Origin of the sequence: Clostridium kluyveri (assembly GCF_001902295.1) — a bacterium.
Classification (GTDB): Bacteria; Bacillota; Clostridia; order Clostridiales; family Clostridiaceae; genus Clostridium_B; species Clostridium_B kluyveri_B.
Genome location: NZ_CP018335.1, coordinates 1649219 through 1665705, shown reverse-complemented (window position 1 = coordinate 1665705; position 16487 = coordinate 1649219). Strand labels below are relative to the sequence as shown.

The following is a 16487-nucleotide window of genomic DNA, read 5'->3' as shown; positions in this document are numbered from 1 at the left end:
ATTACCACCTCAACTTAAATTAGCTAGTGAAATACTTTAACGTCCCTATTTTATCATATCTTTAAAAAGCTGTCCATGAAGTATGGGGATTTTAAACAAATAATACCAAATACACAAAAAGATTCAAGGGGAAAATTATTATACATAATCCCATTCCCTTGAATCTCGAATCACTTGATTTAAATTCTTTTCCCTACAAGCTATCTCTATACTCTTTTAAATCATATAGTTGTTTCTGAGAATCTCTGCCTCCCATTCCCTGTTGATTTTTTGAACTTGTGTCATTTTGTGTACTATTTGATGACTCAGTAGTAGATTCACTAGAATTGCTGTATTCACTTGAAGAAACCACTTTTCCATTCTCTTTAACCCAGTTCATAATTTCACTACTGGAATTGCTTCCGCCTGAACCTCCTGCCATTACATATCTAACTTCTCCATTTTTTACTAATTCTTTAAACTCATCCAGGGTAATTGCCTTATTGTTCCCCATAAATCCTCCGAGAGACATTACAGACTCTCCAGTACTTATTATCATATCTGCAGCATCACTAGAGGATGAAACCACAAGCAGATATTTTTCATTTGTCTTATTTTTAAGCAAAAATTCTATAAGTTTTGAATTGCTATTATTCATATTATCTTGTGGACTACCGCCTGAGTTTCCCTGCTGACCAGAACCTGATTGTTGGTTTGAAGATAGAAGTTCCAATCCTGCTGCTGGAAAAGAACCATTGAGCTTATTAAATAATACCTGTGAAGATCCTGTAAGCGGTGTTATTAAAAGTCCTATAATTGATACTCCTACCAGAATCTTTTTCATTCTGAGCATTTTATCTTGTTCATATGTTTTTTTGCCTTTTAAAATATTTAGTACACCCAATATTATTGAAGGTATTATACATAAAACTGCTATTAATATCATCAATGCCTTAACAATACCTGAATAGCTGTTAAAGTAACTGGCTACCAATAATTGAATACCTCCATTAACTAATAACGCCCCAGGTAAAAGCCAGCTCTTCCAGCCTCTTTCTTTGTAAAATTCCCACATTGAAGTAATTCCTATTCCTGCAAGTGCTGCAACTGGCGGTGCAAGCATAGTTAAATAATAGGAATGGAATGTACCTGTATTGAAGCTGAAATATATAAAGACAGGTAAAAACCACATAAACCATAAAGCTAACCCTTGTTTTCTATTATTATCTAACCTGAATCTCAACTTCTCTTTAATAGCTGAAGCTATGAATCCAAATATGGCAAGGGGTATAAACCAGCATATTTGATCTGAAAGTGTATTTTTTGAAAATAGTCTTGTGATTCCCTGAGAGGCCTGACCTCCAAAGGTGCTGGACTGTACTCCTCCTTGAGTATTTCCACCTCCAGGACCTTGTCCTCCTGCACCACCCTCCATATTTTTGCCATTACCACTTGGATTCCCAGGAAATTGCCCTGAAAACTCTGTGGAATTATAATCGGATGTTTTTGAATAAGATGATGTACCTTCATTAGCTTTTGAGTTTTCTTTAAACTGTGGAGGAGTTTGTCCCTTTCCTCCTGATGCGCCTCCCCCCATGCCTTTACTAGATGAACTAAGGGATAGTCTCTCCGTTCCATTATGACCTACTATAAGTTCCATAACCGTATTATTGGTACTGCTGTCTACATAAGGTCTATTTGCAGCAGATATGGAGTCCACAGCTAGTGCCCAGGACAATGATACTGCCACAAGTACAAAGGTACTTACTACAAGATGGATTACTCTCTTTTTAACCGAAACATTTGCAGCAAGAAGGTATGTTATATATAGTGCAGGAACTACCATATAGGCCTGAAGCATCTTTACATTAAATCCTACTCCTACAAGTACCATACTTATTATGAGGTATTTAAATTTTCCCTTTTCCGCCGCTATGGAAAGTGCAAGGCATGCAAATAATAAAACCATCACAAGCATATTATCTATTGTATTGTTTCTGCTTGCAGCTACAAATACTGGGGTTACTGCAAGACATAATGCAGAAATGAGTCCTGCAAGGCTGCCAAAGGCTCTCTTCACAATAACATAAATTAATATAACGGAAATTACTCCTGCCAGAGCCTGAGGCAAAATTATACTGACACCGCTAAATCCAAATATTTTAGCAAATATAGCCTGAATCCAAAAACCCAGAGGTGGTTTATCAATAGATACAAACCCTGCCGGATCAAAAGATACAAAAAAGAAATTTTTAAAACTCATAGTCATGCTTTTTACAGCTGCAGCATAATAAGAATTCCCATAGCCTTCTATACTTAAATTCACAAAATTTAATATAGAAGAAAGTGCTACAATTAATATTAGTGCCACATTTTCTTTTGTAAATCTTATTTTATTTGCTAATTTCATTCCATTCATTAAATTCACTCCCTTTTTACCTACATTCACAATGTGAGATTATACTATGGAAAAATTATAACCTTTGTTTGTTGTACAAATATCAAAAATCTATGTGAAATTTGTGTGATTGCAAGTAATTTAAAGAGAGTATCTATTAATATATTTCACTTTTTTTATCTCTACTCATTAATTCATATACAATATATTTAGGATCTTTTTCCTGAAATAATATTTTATAAAGGGCATCTGTTATAGGCATCTGTACTTGTAATTTTTCTTTTAATCCATAAAAAGCATTACATGCCTTTATACCCTCTACCACCATGCCTATTTGTTCCACTGCTTCTTTTACAGGCATTCCCTGCCCTATAAGTATACCTGCCCTTCTATTTCTACTGTGCATACTTGTACAGGTAACTATAAGATCTCCTATACCTGTAAGCCCTGTGAAGGTTTCTCTTTTTCCCCCCAATTTTTCTCCAACTCTCATTATTTCCGCAATACCCCTTGTCATAAGTGCAGCTTTAGAGTTGTCTCCATAGCCTATTCCATCTGAAATTCCTGCAGCCAGTGCAATTATATTTTTAACAGCGCCTCCAATTTCTACACCCACAATATCCTCATTTGTATAAACTCTAAACTTTTTTGTCATAAATAAATCTTGAATTTTTTCTGCATATTCCATATATTTTGAAGATACCACTACTGTAGTTGGTATATCCTTTGCCACTTCTTCTGCATGACTTGGTCCTGAAAGTATTACTACTTTATTGTCAGGCAGTTCTTCCTCAATGACCTGTGAAAGTCTCTTTGTGCTTTCCTCTTCTATTCCCTTTGCTATATTTACAATTATTTGATCTTTTCTTGTGAATTTTTTGAAATTTTTACAAACCTCTCTAACAGCCTGAGAAGGTACTGACAAAACTAGAACATTTCCCGATTTTATAACTTCTTCTGCATTATTAGAAGCTTTCACTCCTTCTGGAATTACTACACCGTGAAGATACTGTATATTTTCTCTTTTTACATTTATGTCTTCTACTATATGCGATTTTCTATCCCACAAATTTACCTTTATTCCCTTTTTCCCAAGCATCACTGAAAGGGCAGTTCCAAAACTTCCCCCTCCCAAAAAAGATACAGATAAACACATAAGTTATTCCTTCCTTTCCCTAAATTCTAATTTTATACCGGTTCCGGTAAAATCAAAGCTGTCCCTTAATTGATTTTCAATATACCTTCTGTAGGAAAAATGGATACACTTAGGGTCATTTACAAAAAACACAAAAGTAGGCGGCTTTGTACCTATTTGTGTAACATAATAAATCTTCAGCCTTTTGTTGCCTATAACAGGAGGCTCTTTCATCATTACTATTTTACCTATTATGTCATTTAAAATTCCCGTTTTTATCTGTTTGCAATAATTATCATAACACTCCCTTACCATCTTAAAAATTCTATTTACCCGCTGGCCTGTTTTAGCAGAAATAAACAGATAAGGTGCATATGACATAAATGAGAGACTACTTCCTATGCTGGTCTTATATTTATTTACAGTTTTTGTATCCTTATCTATCAAATCCCATTTATTAATTACAACCATTATAGCTTTATTTAATTCATGGGCATATCCTATTATTTTTTCATCCTGTTCGCTTATGTCATGGGTAGCATCTAACATCAGTATGCATACATCTGCCCTCTCAACCGCAGTATATGTTCTTATAACACTGTATTTTTCTATTTCTTCTTTAACTTTACTTTTTCTTCTAACTCCTGCAGTATCTATTAATAAAAATTTCCCTTCATCTGTTTCTAAATAACTGTCTATAGCATCTCTCGTAGTACCTGGAATATCACTTACTATTACCCTTTCTTCTCCTAAAAGTTTGTTTATAAGAGAAGACTTTCCTACATTAGGCTTTCCTATAAATGCTATTTTTATATATTCGCTGTCTTCATCCTCATTACCTTCATTTTTAAAATTTTCCACCAGTTTATCCAGCATATCTCCAAGTCCTAATCCCTGAGATGCAGAAATAGATATGGGTTCTCCTATTCCCAAGTTATAAAATTCGTATATATAATTTTCCTGCTTCATATTATCTATTTTATTTACCACAAGCACTATAGGTTTTTTACTCTTTCTGAGCATTTGAGCCACTTCTTTATCGGCTGCGGTGAGTCCTTCTCTTCCATCTACTATAAATATTATTACATTTGCAGTCTCTATGGCCACCTGTGCCTGCCTTCGCATTTTAGAAATTATTACGTCATTATTTTCAGGCTCAATTCCCCCCGTATCAATTATGGTAAAATTATAATTCAGCCACTCCGCCTGAGCATATACCCTATCTCTAGTAACTCCCGGAGTATCCTCTACTATGGATATTCTCTTTCCTGCTAATTTATTAAATAATGTAGACTTTCCTACATTAGGCCTTCCTACTATAGCCACTATTGGTTTTCCCATTAGTCATTCCACCTCACTGTTTTCATTTATGGTCTGTATTAAATCTTTTCCTGTATAATCACATACCAGTATTTTTCTATTTAAAGAATTTTCTAATTCTTCCAGAGTTACATCATCTAAAAATACTCTTTTATTTGACTGTGAAAGTTCATATCCTTTTCGCAGCATACATTCTGGTATAATCAAATAATTGCCTAAAATTTCACATTTTAATTGTTCTAATATATCCTTTGAAGTAACAAGTCCTGCTATAGTTATAGTGTTACCAAAGAAATTGTTTATTATCTTTTTTACATGGATTATTATATGAGGATTTGTTTTCATTATTTTTTTAGCTGCATTTTTTATTTCCTCATATGCTAAATCCCCCGTTATAAAGGTAAATGAACCTTTTGCCTTTAAATTTAAATCCTTGAGTCCATTTTTTATATTGTCTCTAAAAATCCTTACCATTCCCACTCCATCTTCTAACTGCTTATAATTCTCATAAAATTCTGCAGAGGGAATTTCTTTATTTGAAATAATATAAAATTCATCTGAAAATCTTACAAAGGGAGCTCCTACTTCTTTTATGTATTTTTTCTGAAGTTCTTCTGCAATTTCCAGCTGCTCTCTGGCGGAATTTTCATTATATTGTTTTAAATTAAAAAGTCCCTGTCTATATTTTGTAACTCCTACAGGTACCACTGCCACATTTTCCACTTCTGGATATAATTTATAAAGATCTTCTATGGTTCTTTTAAGTTCTCTGCCGTCATTTATATCAGGACACAATACTATCTGACAATTTACTTTTATATGATTTTTTGTAAGCTTTTTTAGTACTTTATAGATATTTCCTGCAAATCTGTTATTTATCATTTTTACTCTCAACCTGGGATTGGTAGTATGCACCGATACATTTATAGGACTTATTTTATATTTAATTATCCTATCTATATCCTCTTTGCGCATATTGGTTAAAGTAACAAAATTGCCCTGTAAAAATGCCAGCCTTGAGTCATCATCCTTAAAGTAAAGAGTTTTTCTCATTCCCTCTGGCATCTGATCTATAAAACAAAAAATGCACTTATTATGGCAACTTTTAGGTTTATCCAAAATTGCATCTTCAAATTCCACTCCTAAATCTTCATCATATTCTTTTTCTATCTCCAGAGTCCATATTTCCCCGTTTTCTTTTTGAATTTCTACTTCTGCATAATCATCACTTATGAGAAATTTATAATCTATAATATCCTTAACTTTTGCATTATTAATGGATATGAGATAATCTCCCACTTCCATTTCCATTTCTTCGGCAATACTTCCAGGTTTAATTGCCTTGATTCTATTTTTCATGCATACAACTCCCAGTTAAAATTTTTATCTAGAGGGTTAAAATAGTTAATACTCTCATCTTTTTCAAAGAGAGAAATGAGCACTGTTACATGCCTGGATAAGTCCTTCCCCTAAAGGATAACGTATTCTGAGTGCTAAAGACACTAAGAATACTGTTAATAAGGTTCAAATTGCACACTTAGAATATACTCTAATATACCTATTTAGTCAATTATTAAAGTTTCTTGGCATATATACCAAAAAAATAAAAAATCTCTCTAAAATTTATTTATAGAAGAGATTTTTAAAAATTAAATTAACTCTATCAAAAATACTAAAACTCCTGAAATAAGTGCACAGCCAGGTATGGTTACTATCCATGCAAAAACTATATCTTTTACCACAGCCCATCTTACCGCCGAAAATCTCTTAGATGCACCGACTCCCATTATGGCTGTAGTTATTATGTGAGTTGTACTTACTGGTGCATTAAACATAGTGGCAGTAAATATTACTGCTGAGGCTCCCATTTCTGCTGAAAAGCCATTTACAGGTGCCATTTTAGCCATTTTACATCCCATAGTTTTTATTATCTTTTTTCCGCCAAGGCTTGTACCTAAAGCCATAGCCAGTGCACAACAAACTTTTACCCACAACGGAACAGCAAATACCTGAAGAAAACCTGTACTTACCAGGGTCATGGTTATAATTCCCATGGTCTTTTGCGCATCATTTCCTCCATGATTAAAAGCTATCAGCATAGCAGAAAATATCTGAGCTTTTGAAAAAATCTTGGTTACTGTACTGGGTCTTGTATTTTTTAAAATCATATTCATAATAGTCATAAATACAAATCCTATTATAAATCCCATTATAGGTGATAGTATAAGCCAAAGTATAACTTCAAAAAAAAGACTCCCCCAATTGATTATGAGAAAAGAACTTTTATATACAATAGCAGAACCAACTAACCCTCCTATTAATGCATGAGAAGAACTGCTTGGTATTCCAAAATACCAGGTTATTAAATTCCATATTATAGCCCCTAAAAGTGCTGCTATAATTACATTCTGAGTAATATCATTGGGATTTACTATACCTTTTCCCACTGTTTGTGCTACCTTTACACTCATAAATGCTCCTATAAAATTAAAAAAAGCTGACATTACTACCGCATCTTTAAGTGTCATAACCCTGGTAGATACACAACAAGCTATAGCATTTGCACTATCATGGAAACCATTTATTATATCAAATACCAATGCAATTATTACTATTACTACTGTTAAAATTAAAGTACTGCTAAGCATTTTTCATTACTACTCCTTCAATGACATTGGCTAAGTCTTCACAAGCATCCAGTGTATCTTCTAAATATTGATATATTTCTCTCCATTTTATAACATCTATAACCTTCATATCTTTTCTAAATATATCTCCAATAGCTTTTCTTGAAAGAGTATCTCCCTGTTCTTCTATCCTATTTACTTCTATTATCCTCTTAGCTAGATGTTTACTTGTTTTCATATTTTTTAACTCTTCCATTATAAGAATCAGTTCCTTGCAGCAATCAACTATCATTTTACTTAAACTACGGGCTTCATCAGTACATTCATTTACATTGAACATTACAAACCTACTAGCTGTAGACTCTATAAGGTCAATAATATCATCTGTATCCTTTGCTATAACATATATATCCTCTCTATCAAATGGAGTAATAAATGTACTGTTTAGCTGTTCTAATAGTTCATGTTGTTTTTTATCTCCTTGGTGTTCCACCTCTTTTAATTTTTTTAAATTTTTTTCTGAATTTTCAAGATCATCTAAAAAATCCAATAACATTTTTGAAGCTTTATAAGCAATATTTGCAGTTTGCACAAAAAACTCATAAAACTTATCCTCTTTTGGAGTAAAAGTAAACATTATATCCCTCCCGGCATTGAAAGTATACATTTTCGACCTTATAAAGTATACCATAAATTTAATAAAAATTAAATAAAAAAAAGACTTTAAACCCTCTTCAGTTTAAAGCCTAACCTCTACATAAACTATTCATTTAAATCTTTTTGCTCTCCTGTAACTAAATATATAGTTCCCTCGCATATGTTAGTTACATGATCTGCTATTCTCTCTAAATATTTACAAACAAATAAAAGCTGAGTAGCTTGGTTTATTTTATCATGATCTTCACTCATGATCTCTATTAATTCTTTAAATACATGCTTATATAATCTATCTATTTCATCATCCATTTTACAAGCAACATAGGTCTCATCAACATCTCTATCTACATAGGCATCCAGTGCCTTTTTTATCATATCATTAACTATTTTAGACATTTTACCTATGTCTATCAACTTTTTTACATACTTTTCACCTTTAAGCTTTATAGTTATTTTAGCTATATCTACAGCATGATCTGCCATTCTTTCAAGATCTGTTATTATTCTAGCTGTTGTAAATATTGTCCTTAGATCTATGGCCAGAGGCTGTTCTTTTGCAGTGAGTTTTATGCATTTATCTTCTATTTCTCTATATAGACTATCTACTAAGTCATCATTTTTTATGGTCTCTTTTGCCAAATTATCATCCTGTTTAACTAGTGCCTCTATACACTGATGAATTTGTTTTTCTACCATACTTCCCATTCTCAATACATCATTATGCATTTCTTCCAATGCATAATCAAATGCCTTTCTGGTCATAATAACCACCTCTTTTCAATTATTAATTATATTATGACATATATTACAATATTTAAAAAGTATTTTCAGTAAAATTAGCCAAATCTTCCTGTTATATAATCCTCTGTTCTTTTATCTTTAGGTTTATAAAAAATATCTTCTGTTTTTTCGGCTTCAATAATTTCCCCATTTAAGAAAAAGGCGGTATAATCGGATATTCTCCCTGCCTGCTGCATATTATGAGTCACTATTATTATGGTATATTTCTTCTTTAACACATCCATAAGTTCTTCTATTCTTAATGTAGATATGGGATCCAGTGCTGAAGTAGGTTCATCCATTAAAAGTACGTCTGGCTGTACCGCAAGAGTTCTTGCTATGCACAACCTTTGCTGTTGTCCTCCAGATAGGCCAAGTGCATTTCTGTCCAATCTATCTTTCACCTCATCCCAAATGGCTGCATCTCTTAAGCTATTCTCTACTAATTCGTCTAATACGCTTTTTTTCTTCATACCGTGTATTCTTGGTCCATAGGCTATATTATCATATATAGACATGGGAAATGGGTTAGGACTTTGGAATACCATTCCAACTCTTTTCCTTAAATCTATAACGTCATAATCTCTGTATATATTTTTACCTTCAAAAAATACTTCCCCTTCAATTTTAACCGAATCTATTAAATCATTCATCCTGTTTAAAGTTCTTAAAAAAGTTGATTTTCCACATCCTGAAGGTCCTATTAAAGCTGTAACAGAATTTTTTTCTACACCTAGATTTATCTTCTTAAGAGCTTGATTAGAACCATAATATAAATCAAGGTCTTCTGTCTGTATTATATTCATCAACTCTCCCCCTTATTTCTTACCTGTATATGATTCATATATTTTTCTACCTAATACCCTGGCTATAAGATTAAAAAGCAGTACCATAATTACTAAGACTGCAGAAGCCTTATTAGCTATCTGAGCTGCATCAGGTACCATTCCCTCAGAATTTAATTTCCATATATATACCGCTAAAGTTTCTGCAGGTCTCATTATACTAAAAGAAGACCCCTTATCAATTAAACTCATGTAGGAAAAATTCAATTTAGGTGCACTCATACCTGCAGTATATAAAAGAGCTGCAGCTTCTCCAAATATTCTGCCTGCAGCAAGTATTATACCTGTAGATATCTGTGGTATAGCCGATGGAAGAACTACTTTGCTTATGGTCTGCCATTTGGTGGCTCCAAGACCTAAACTGGCTTCCCTTACAGGTGCAGCAGCTGCAGTTATGGCATTTTCACTCACTCTGGTTAAAGCAGGTAAATTCAATACAGATATGGCAAAGGCTCCCGATAAAAGAGTAAAACCCCAATTTGTCATGTTTACAAATATTAAAAGGCCAAACAATCCAACTACAATAGAAGGTAATGACGCCATCGTTTCTATACACAATCTTACTATATTTAAAAATATCCCTTCTTTTGCATATTGGGATAAATATATCCCCGCCCCTACACCAAAAGGAACACTTACGAGCAGCGCCACTATTAACATATAAAAAGAATTAAATAACTGAGGCCCTATGCCACCTCCAGATTCCCCAAATTTGGCTTCTCCAAATAAAAAAGACGGTTCTAAAAATCCCATGCCTTTAACTAATATATATCCTATTAGAAGCACCAAAATGAGTACTATAAAAACAGTTAATCCATAAAAAACTCCAGTCCATAACTTATCTCTCATTTTAGCATTCATCTTTTAACCTCACTCCCTTTTCCAATAGCCTTTATTATTAAAATAAATACAAAAGAAATTATTAAAAGAAATAATGCCAGAGACCATAGTGCATCATTCCATGCAGTACCAGATACTGTATTTCCCATATCCATGGTTAAAATACTAGTCATGGTAGATGTAGGACTTAAAAGACCACTCGGAAATTTTATGGTATTTCCTATTACCATTTGTACTGCCAGAGCTTCTCCAAAGGCTCTAGCGAGTCCCAATACCACTCCTGTAAGTATGCCATTTTTAGCAGAGGGAACTATTACTTTACTTATGGTCTGCCATCTGGTTGCCCCTAATCCATAAGATGCCTCCATGTAACTTCTTGGAATAGTTTTTACTGCATCTGCAGATATACTGGATATGGTAGGTAGTATCATTATACTTAGAACCAATATACCCGCTATTAAACTAAATCCGATTCCATGAAAGCTGTTCTTTAAAAATGGAATAAGTACGCTAAATCCTATCCATCCATATACTACAGAGGGTATACCTACAAATAATTCCAGCGAAGGCTGCAATATTTTGGAACCTATCTTAGGAGATATGTAATGCATAAATACAGCAAGGGCTATACTTATGGGAGCACTTATTATAACTGCCCCTAAAGAAACAAAAGTAGACCCTGCAAAAAATATAAGTGCTCCAAGCCTTGGAGTACTGCCGTCTGGTGCCCATTTAGAACTAAATAAAAATTCCCATAGCGGATATCCTCTTTTTACAAAAGTAGCCATACCTTTTGAAGCTATAAAAAATATTATACTTAAAGTAAGAACTATAATCATAGCTCCACAAAATGTAGCAAAAAATCTGCCTATATATTCTGTTTTTAGTTTATGCCATAATGACTTTTTTTCTATATTTGTCATCTTTGATAACCCAACTGATTTTTTTTCCATATTTACCGACCTCAAAATTTTATTTTATAAATAACTGGCTGTCTAAACAGCCAGCTAAAATAATTTCTATTTCATATCGCTCATAGGAATATATCCAAGCTTCTTTATGGTTTCTTTATTTTCATCACTTAATACATAATCTATATATGCTTTCGTCACACCTTCAGCTTCTCCCTTTGTATACATATGTTCATGAGACCAGAATGGATATTTACCTGAAATTATATTTTCTGAACTAGCTTCAACATCTTCTATTTTTAAAGCTTTAACATTGTCCTTAACTGCATCTGTTAAATAAGATAGTGCTAAATAGCTTATAGCTCCTTCTGTGGTCTTAATTGCATTTTCAACATTTCCATTGGAGTCCTGTGTCGTTCCAAGTCCCTCTTTTTCCTCTTTTCCACCCATTACAGTATCTTTAAATGTAGCTCTAGTACCTGATGACTTAGTTCTGTTTATAACATTTATTTTCATATCACTTCCGCCTACATCTTTCCAATTTGTGACTTCTCCTGTAAATATCTTCTGTATCTGTTCTTTAGTCAGAGAATCAACATTTACATTAGGATTTACTACTACTGCAAAACCTATAGCACAAACTTTATGATCTACCAGCTGCTTTGCTTGATCTGCATCCAGCTTGGATTCTGCAGTTACATCAGAATTTCCTATATTTGCCGTACCCTGCAGTGCCAAATTTAATCCTGTACCGCTTCCTCCTCCTTGAACATTAACAGTTACCTTTGGATTTTTTTCTGAAAATGTTTTACCTATTTGTTCTGCCAGTGGTTGAAGCGCAGTAGAACCTGCTAAAGTTATTGAACCGGATAGTTCCTGATTGGTGCTCTTATCTCCCTCTTCTGTACTATTATTTCCTCCACAGCCTATGAATATTCCCATAGTCAGTACAATAGCCATAGTTGCTAAAAAACCTCTTCGTATTCTTATATTCATAATAATATAGACCTCCTTAAGATTTAACCTCATATAAAAAAACAACTTCAATTTCCACAGTACTTATAATATTCCACTAAAGTTAATCCTTTATTATAACTATGTTAATTAAAATTAACATCCAATATTTTAAAATATATCAGATGTTAACCTAATCTATATAATTATTCAATTATCATATTTCTGCTTATTATTAATATCTATAGGTATTCTAACTGTGAATTTACTGCCCCTGCCAATCTCACTGTTTAATTCTATAGTGCCACTAAATTTTAAAATTATATGTTTTACTATGGCAAGGCCAAGCCCTGTCCCTCCCTGACTTCTGGATCTTGCTTTATCAACTCTATAAAATCTCTCAAATAATCTTTCCTGATGCTCTTTGGAAATACCTACTCCATTATCTTCTACCCATATTAAACAGTTATTGTCCTGAAGTGCTGTACCAACTTTAACCCATCCTCCATTATTGGTATATTTTATTGCATTGTCCACTAAGTTTATAACCATCTGTTTAAACCTGTCTGCATCCCCCCATATATCAGGCATCTCACAGCTTATTTTCTTGATTTTTATATGCTTTTTACCTGCAAAAGGTTTCATCATATAACATACATCATCCATTATTCCATTTATATTTATAAGTTCCATTTTATCCATTTCATTACTTTCTATATGAGAAAGTGTAAGTATATCATTTATCAGCCGTGTAAGACGCTCCGCTTCATCATCTATTATGTTTAAAAATTTATTTCTATTTTCTACGTCCTTCACGTATTTTAGAGTTTCTGCAAATCCCTTTATGGATGTAAGTGGAGTTTTTAGTTCATGAGAAACATTGGCTACAAATTGTGATCTCATATTTTCTAGTCTTTTTATATCCGTTATATCCTGAACTACCGCCACTATACCTATCTTTTCATTACTATTTATAATATAATCTGTTTTTATTCTTAAATCCCTCTCTTTAGGTCTTAATATTCTAATCTCTTTATATTCCTTCTTTACGCTTTTAAATATATCTTCCAATTCAAAATCTCTTATACTGTCCATTAAATTTTCCCCTATTACATCTTTTGAAATTCCAAATATTTTTTTTGCATAGGGATTTATCATTATAATTTTATAACTGGTATCTACTGCTATCACTCCATTATCCATACTTTTTAGTATAGCTTCCAGTTTATTTGTTTTATCTATGGAGTCCTTTAATGTATTTTCCAGTTTATCCGCCATGTGATTAAAAGTTTTACTAAGCCTTCCTATTTCATCTTTAGAATTAATTATAACCCTTTTATTTAAGTTACCACTGGCTATACTAAAAGTAGTATATTGAAGTTTTTTCAAAGGCCTTACTATTGATCTTGAAAGTCTTGAGGCAAATATTAAAGATATTAATATTGAAAAGAACATTATAAATATATAATATCTTAAATAATTATTCTCAAATCCTTTTATTGTCTGCATGGTTAATGAACTTCGTATTACATATCCATTCTCAAAGACGGTAGCAAAATATAATGTTTTTTTATGTGTGGTATCACTTATTCTGATATCATATCCTGTTCCATCCTTTCTGGCTTCTTGTACTTCTTTTCTCAAGTTATGATTACTCATGGTATACTCCTCTGCCATGGAGTCTCCAAGAACTTTTCCATTTTTGTCTATAAGAGTCACCCTCATAATTTCATTTGAAAAGATTTTTTTAAGAAAACTGCTTTTATCCTCTATTTTTTCATTTTTTATTATATTCATTATAATTTCATTGTTTAATTTTAAAGTATCTTTCATATTTTTTATATATTCACGATTTTCAATCACTATAAATAGCAAAGTAGCTATTATCATACTAAATATAAGGGTAGATACCATAGATAACATTAATTTTTTTTTCATTTTATCCCGTTATTCTTTCCAGTTAAATCTATAACCGATTCCACGTATGGTTTCAATATATTTAGGTTTTTTATCGCAGCTTTCTATCTTCTGTCTTATGTGCCTTATATGAACATCTACAGTTCTAGTTTCCCCTACATATTCATATCCCCATATCTTATCAAGCAGAAAATCTCTGGTCATAACTCTGCCTTTATTTTTTATAAGCATCTGAAGAAGTTCAAATTCCTTAAGTGTCAATTCTACTTTTTCTCCATTTTTAAGCACTTCATGTCTGTCAAAATCTATACTTATGTCCCCAAACACATAGTACTTATCTAAAGTTTTTATAGCAGTTCTTCTTAGTATAGCCTTCACTCTAGCCAATAATTCTCTTACAGAAAAAGGTTTGGTAATATAGTCGTCCGCCCCAAGTTCCAATCCCAGAACCTTGTCAAATTCCTCTCCTCTGGCAGTTATCATCATTATAGGAGTAGAGGCTATTGACTCATCTTTTCTTATTTCTTTGCATACATCATACCCGTCCATTCCTGGAAGCATGACATCAAGCAAAATAAGTTTTGGTCTTTCCTCCTTTGCCATTTTTAGTGCTTCCATTCCTTCTGAAGCTATGATGGTTTTATATCCATTATTTTCAAGATTGAATTTAATAAGTTCACATATATGCTCTTCATCATCTACTATTAATATTTTTTCTTTTGACATGATTACACCCCTTTTGTATAGTTCACAATTCACGATTCACAGTTCACGATTCACGATTTATAGGAGAATTAAGATAAATAAAAGAAAAAAGTCTTCCCTGATATTTATTTTTCCTGTAAGAATACAGCTCATATTCTGTGTTACAAGAAGTACAAATATCCAAAGAACTTATATTCTCATTCCGTACTCCACTATCTTTTAGCTGGTATAAAATGCATTCTTTTAAACTCAGATTCCGCCCTTCAAATATATATTTATCTTTATAAAAAGTTGAATTTTTAAATTCATTTATTACCTCTTCACCCACTTCATAACAAGAGCTGCAAATATGTGGTCCTATACACGCTGATATATTGAAAGGATCACTTTTAAAATCCCTTTGAAGTTTTTCTATGGTCTTTAAAACAATACAGGATAAAGTACCTCTCCACCCACTATGAACTGCCGCTATAACTTTTTCTTTTCTATCGTATAAAAGCACAGGAACACAATCTGCATTAAATACTCCTACAGCCTCATAGGGTACATTTGTAATTATTCCATCTGCATCTTCTAGATTGCCTCTATAGATTATACTGTTGCATCCATGAACTTGATTTAAATATCCTATACTTTTTAGATTGAACCAACCTTTTAAATTATTAATATTTTTTCTCCCTATGTCTTCTAACTTGTTAAAATTCAAATTATTCTTAGCCGTTGAAAATACCGCTGATGCTCCTGGAAAATTTATCTTTATAAACTCATACCCTTCAATTAAAATTCTTTCCATATTATCCTCCATATTTTTAGCTTTATAATGAACTTTATTTAAATATATTTTAACATTCTTTATCAAACAATAGCAGTATATATATTTTTTTAACTTTGATTTAACAAATTAGGGATAAAAAAATAAGTGGTGAATATCTATTGACCACTTTATCTATTAGAAATCAAATTTTTTATCTCTTCCATAAAAGTATTTATATCTTTAAATTGCCTATATACAGATGCAAATCTCACATAGGATACTTCATCTACTTTTTTTAAACTTTCCATAATCATTTCCCCTATATCAGAAGAATTTATTTCTGTGAGTACACTATTACTTATTTTCTTCTCCACTTCATCTGCTATTTCTTCAATCTGTTTTCTTGAAACTGGTCTCTTCTGACAGGCTTTCATAAGTCCATTTAATATTTTTGTTCTATCGAAATATTCCCTACTCATATTTTTCTTTATGACAAGCAGGGGAACATTTTCAATTTTTTCATAGGTTGTATATCTTTTAGTACATTTTAAACACTCTCTTCTTCTTCTTATAGCCATTTTGTCATCTGTAGCTCTGGAATCCACCACCTTACTTTCTCCATATCCACAATAAGGGCATTTCAATTTTATTCACGTCCTTTTTAA

General features: G+C 32.4%; 15 protein-coding genes. All 15 read right to left on the bottom strand.

What is annotated here, in order from left to right:
* Window positions 1–193: 193 nt before the first annotated feature.
* A complete protein-coding gene (locus tag BS101_RS08190; protein ID WP_073538384.1) occupies window positions 194–2398 on the bottom strand; it encodes a glycosyltransferase family 39 protein in 2205 nt (734 codons plus the stop codon).
* 136 nt (window positions 2399–2534) lie between these two features.
* On the bottom strand, window positions 2535–3533 hold the full coding sequence (locus BS101_RS08185; RefSeq protein WP_073538383.1) for an NAD(P)H-dependent glycerol-3-phosphate dehydrogenase: 999 nt from the start codon (window positions 3531–3533) through the stop codon (window positions 2535–2537).
* 3 nt (window positions 3534–3536) lie between these two features.
* Window positions 3537–4853: a ribosome biogenesis GTPase Der gene (der, locus tag BS101_RS08180; RefSeq protein WP_073538382.1), complete on the bottom strand. Its 1317-nt coding sequence runs from the start codon at window positions 4851–4853 to the stop codon at window positions 3537–3539.
* A 3-nt stretch (window positions 4854–4856) separates the two neighbouring features.
* On the bottom strand, window positions 4857–6191 hold the full coding sequence (locus tag BS101_RS08175; protein ID WP_073538381.1) for a DUF512 domain-containing protein: 1335 nt from the start codon (window positions 6189–6191) through the stop codon (window positions 4857–4859).
* Between the two features lie 290 nt (window positions 6192–6481).
* Entirely contained in the window at window positions 6482–7480 is a 999-nt protein-coding gene (locus BS101_RS08170; RefSeq protein ID WP_073538380.1) for an inorganic phosphate transporter, read from the bottom strand.
* Window positions 7473–8096 carry a DUF47 domain-containing protein gene (locus BS101_RS08165; protein ID WP_073538379.1) on the bottom strand — a complete coding sequence of 208 codons (624 nt, stop codon included), beginning with the start codon at window positions 8094–8096 and terminating at the stop codon, window positions 7473–7475. The genes BS101_RS08170 and BS101_RS08165 overlap by 8 nt, the downstream gene beginning before the upstream one ends.
* Window positions 8097–8221: 125 nt before the next feature.
* Window positions 8222–8878 carry a phosphate signaling complex protein PhoU gene (gene phoU / locus BS101_RS08160; protein WP_073538378.1) on the bottom strand — a complete coding sequence of 219 codons (657 nt, stop codon included), beginning with the start codon at window positions 8876–8878 and terminating at the stop codon, window positions 8222–8224.
* A 74-nt stretch (window positions 8879–8952) separates the two neighbouring features.
* Entirely contained in the window at window positions 8953–9702 is a 750-nt protein-coding gene (gene pstB / locus BS101_RS08155) for a phosphate ABC transporter ATP-binding protein PstB (protein ID WP_073538377.1), read from the bottom strand.
* Between the two features lie 12 nt (window positions 9703–9714).
* A complete protein-coding gene (gene pstA / locus BS101_RS08150; RefSeq protein WP_073538376.1) occupies window positions 9715–10602 on the bottom strand; it encodes a phosphate ABC transporter permease PstA in 888 nt (295 codons plus the stop codon).
* Window positions 10599–11504 carry a phosphate ABC transporter permease subunit PstC gene (pstC, locus tag BS101_RS08145; protein ID WP_242951474.1) on the bottom strand — a complete coding sequence of 302 codons (906 nt, stop codon included), beginning with the start codon at window positions 11502–11504 and terminating at the stop codon, window positions 10599–10601. The genes pstA and pstC overlap by 4 nt, the downstream gene beginning before the upstream one ends.
* A 96-nt stretch (window positions 11505–11600) precedes the next feature.
* Window positions 11601–12488: a phosphate ABC transporter substrate-binding protein gene (locus tag BS101_RS08140; RefSeq protein ID WP_073538375.1), complete on the bottom strand. Its 888-nt coding sequence runs from the start codon at window positions 12486–12488 to the stop codon at window positions 11601–11603.
* Between the two features lie 168 nt (window positions 12489–12656).
* A complete protein-coding gene (gene pnpS / locus BS101_RS08135; RefSeq protein ID WP_073538374.1) occupies window positions 12657–14384 on the bottom strand; it encodes a two-component system histidine kinase PnpS in 1728 nt (575 codons plus the stop codon).
* Window positions 14385–14393: 9 nt separating this feature from the next.
* Window positions 14394–15089, bottom strand: a complete 696-nt coding sequence (locus BS101_RS08130; protein WP_073538373.1) for a response regulator transcription factor — start codon at window positions 15087–15089, stop codon at window positions 14394–14396.
* 43 nt (window positions 15090–15132) lie between these two features.
* Window positions 15133–15861, bottom strand: coding sequence for a peptidoglycan editing factor PgeF (gene pgeF, locus BS101_RS08125; protein WP_073538372.1), 729 nt, complete (start codon window positions 15859–15861; stop codon window positions 15133–15135).
* Between the two features lie 149 nt (window positions 15862–16010).
* The gene (gene nrdR / locus BS101_RS08120; RefSeq protein ID WP_073538371.1) at window positions 16011–16466 is read right to left on the bottom strand and encodes a transcriptional regulator NrdR; all 456 of its coding nucleotides are present in this window, start codon (window positions 16464–16466) and stop codon (window positions 16011–16013) included.
* Between the last annotated feature and the right edge of the window lie 21 nt (window positions 16467–16487).

Bases quoted from the DNA above. Each gene is read 5' to 3' on its own strand.
- BS101_RS08190 (WP_073538384.1), bottom strand. From the start codon at position 2,398: ATGAATGGAATGAAATTAGCAAATAAAATAAGATTTACAAAAGAAAAT.
- BS101_RS08185 (WP_073538383.1), bottom strand. From the start codon at position 3,533: ATGTGTTTATCTGTATCTTTTTTGGGAGGGGGAAGTTTTGGAACTGCC.
- der (WP_073538382.1), bottom strand. From the start codon at position 4,853: ATGGGAAAACCAATAGTGGCTATAGTAGGAAGGCCTAATGTAGGAAAG.
- BS101_RS08175 (WP_073538381.1), bottom strand. From the start codon at position 6,191: ATGAAAAATAGAATCAAGGCAATTAAACCTGGAAGTATTGCCGAAGAA.
- BS101_RS08170 (WP_073538380.1), bottom strand. From the start codon at position 7,480: ATGCTTAGCAGTACTTTAATTTTAACAGTAGTAATAGTAATAATTGCA.
- BS101_RS08165 (WP_073538379.1), bottom strand. From the start codon at position 8,096: ATGTTTACTTTTACTCCAAAAGAGGATAAGTTTTATGAGTTTTTTGTG.
- phoU (WP_073538378.1), bottom strand. From the start codon at position 8,878: ATGACCAGAAAGGCATTTGATTATGCATTGGAAGAAATGCATAATGAT.
- pstB (WP_073538377.1), bottom strand. From the start codon at position 9,702: ATGAATATAATACAGACAGAAGACCTTGATTTATATTATGGTTCTAAT.
- pstA (WP_073538376.1), bottom strand. From the start codon at position 10,602: ATGAATGCTAAAATGAGAGATAAGTTATGGACTGGAGTTTTTTATGGA.
- pstC (WP_242951474.1), bottom strand. From the start codon at position 11,504: ATGACAAATATAGAAAAAAAGTCATTATGGCATAAACTAAAAACAGAA.
- BS101_RS08140 (WP_073538375.1), bottom strand. From the start codon at position 12,488: ATGAATATAAGAATACGAAGAGGTTTTTTAGCAACTATGGCTATTGTA.
- pnpS (WP_073538374.1), bottom strand. From the start codon at position 14,384: ATGAAAAAAAAATTAATGTTATCTATGGTATCTACCCTTATATTTAGT.
- BS101_RS08130 (WP_073538373.1), bottom strand. From the start codon at position 15,089: ATGTCAAAAGAAAAAATATTAATAGTAGATGATGAAGAGCATATATGT.
- pgeF (WP_073538372.1), bottom strand. From the start codon at position 15,861: ATGGAAAGAATTTTAATTGAAGGGTATGAGTTTATAAAGATAAATTTT.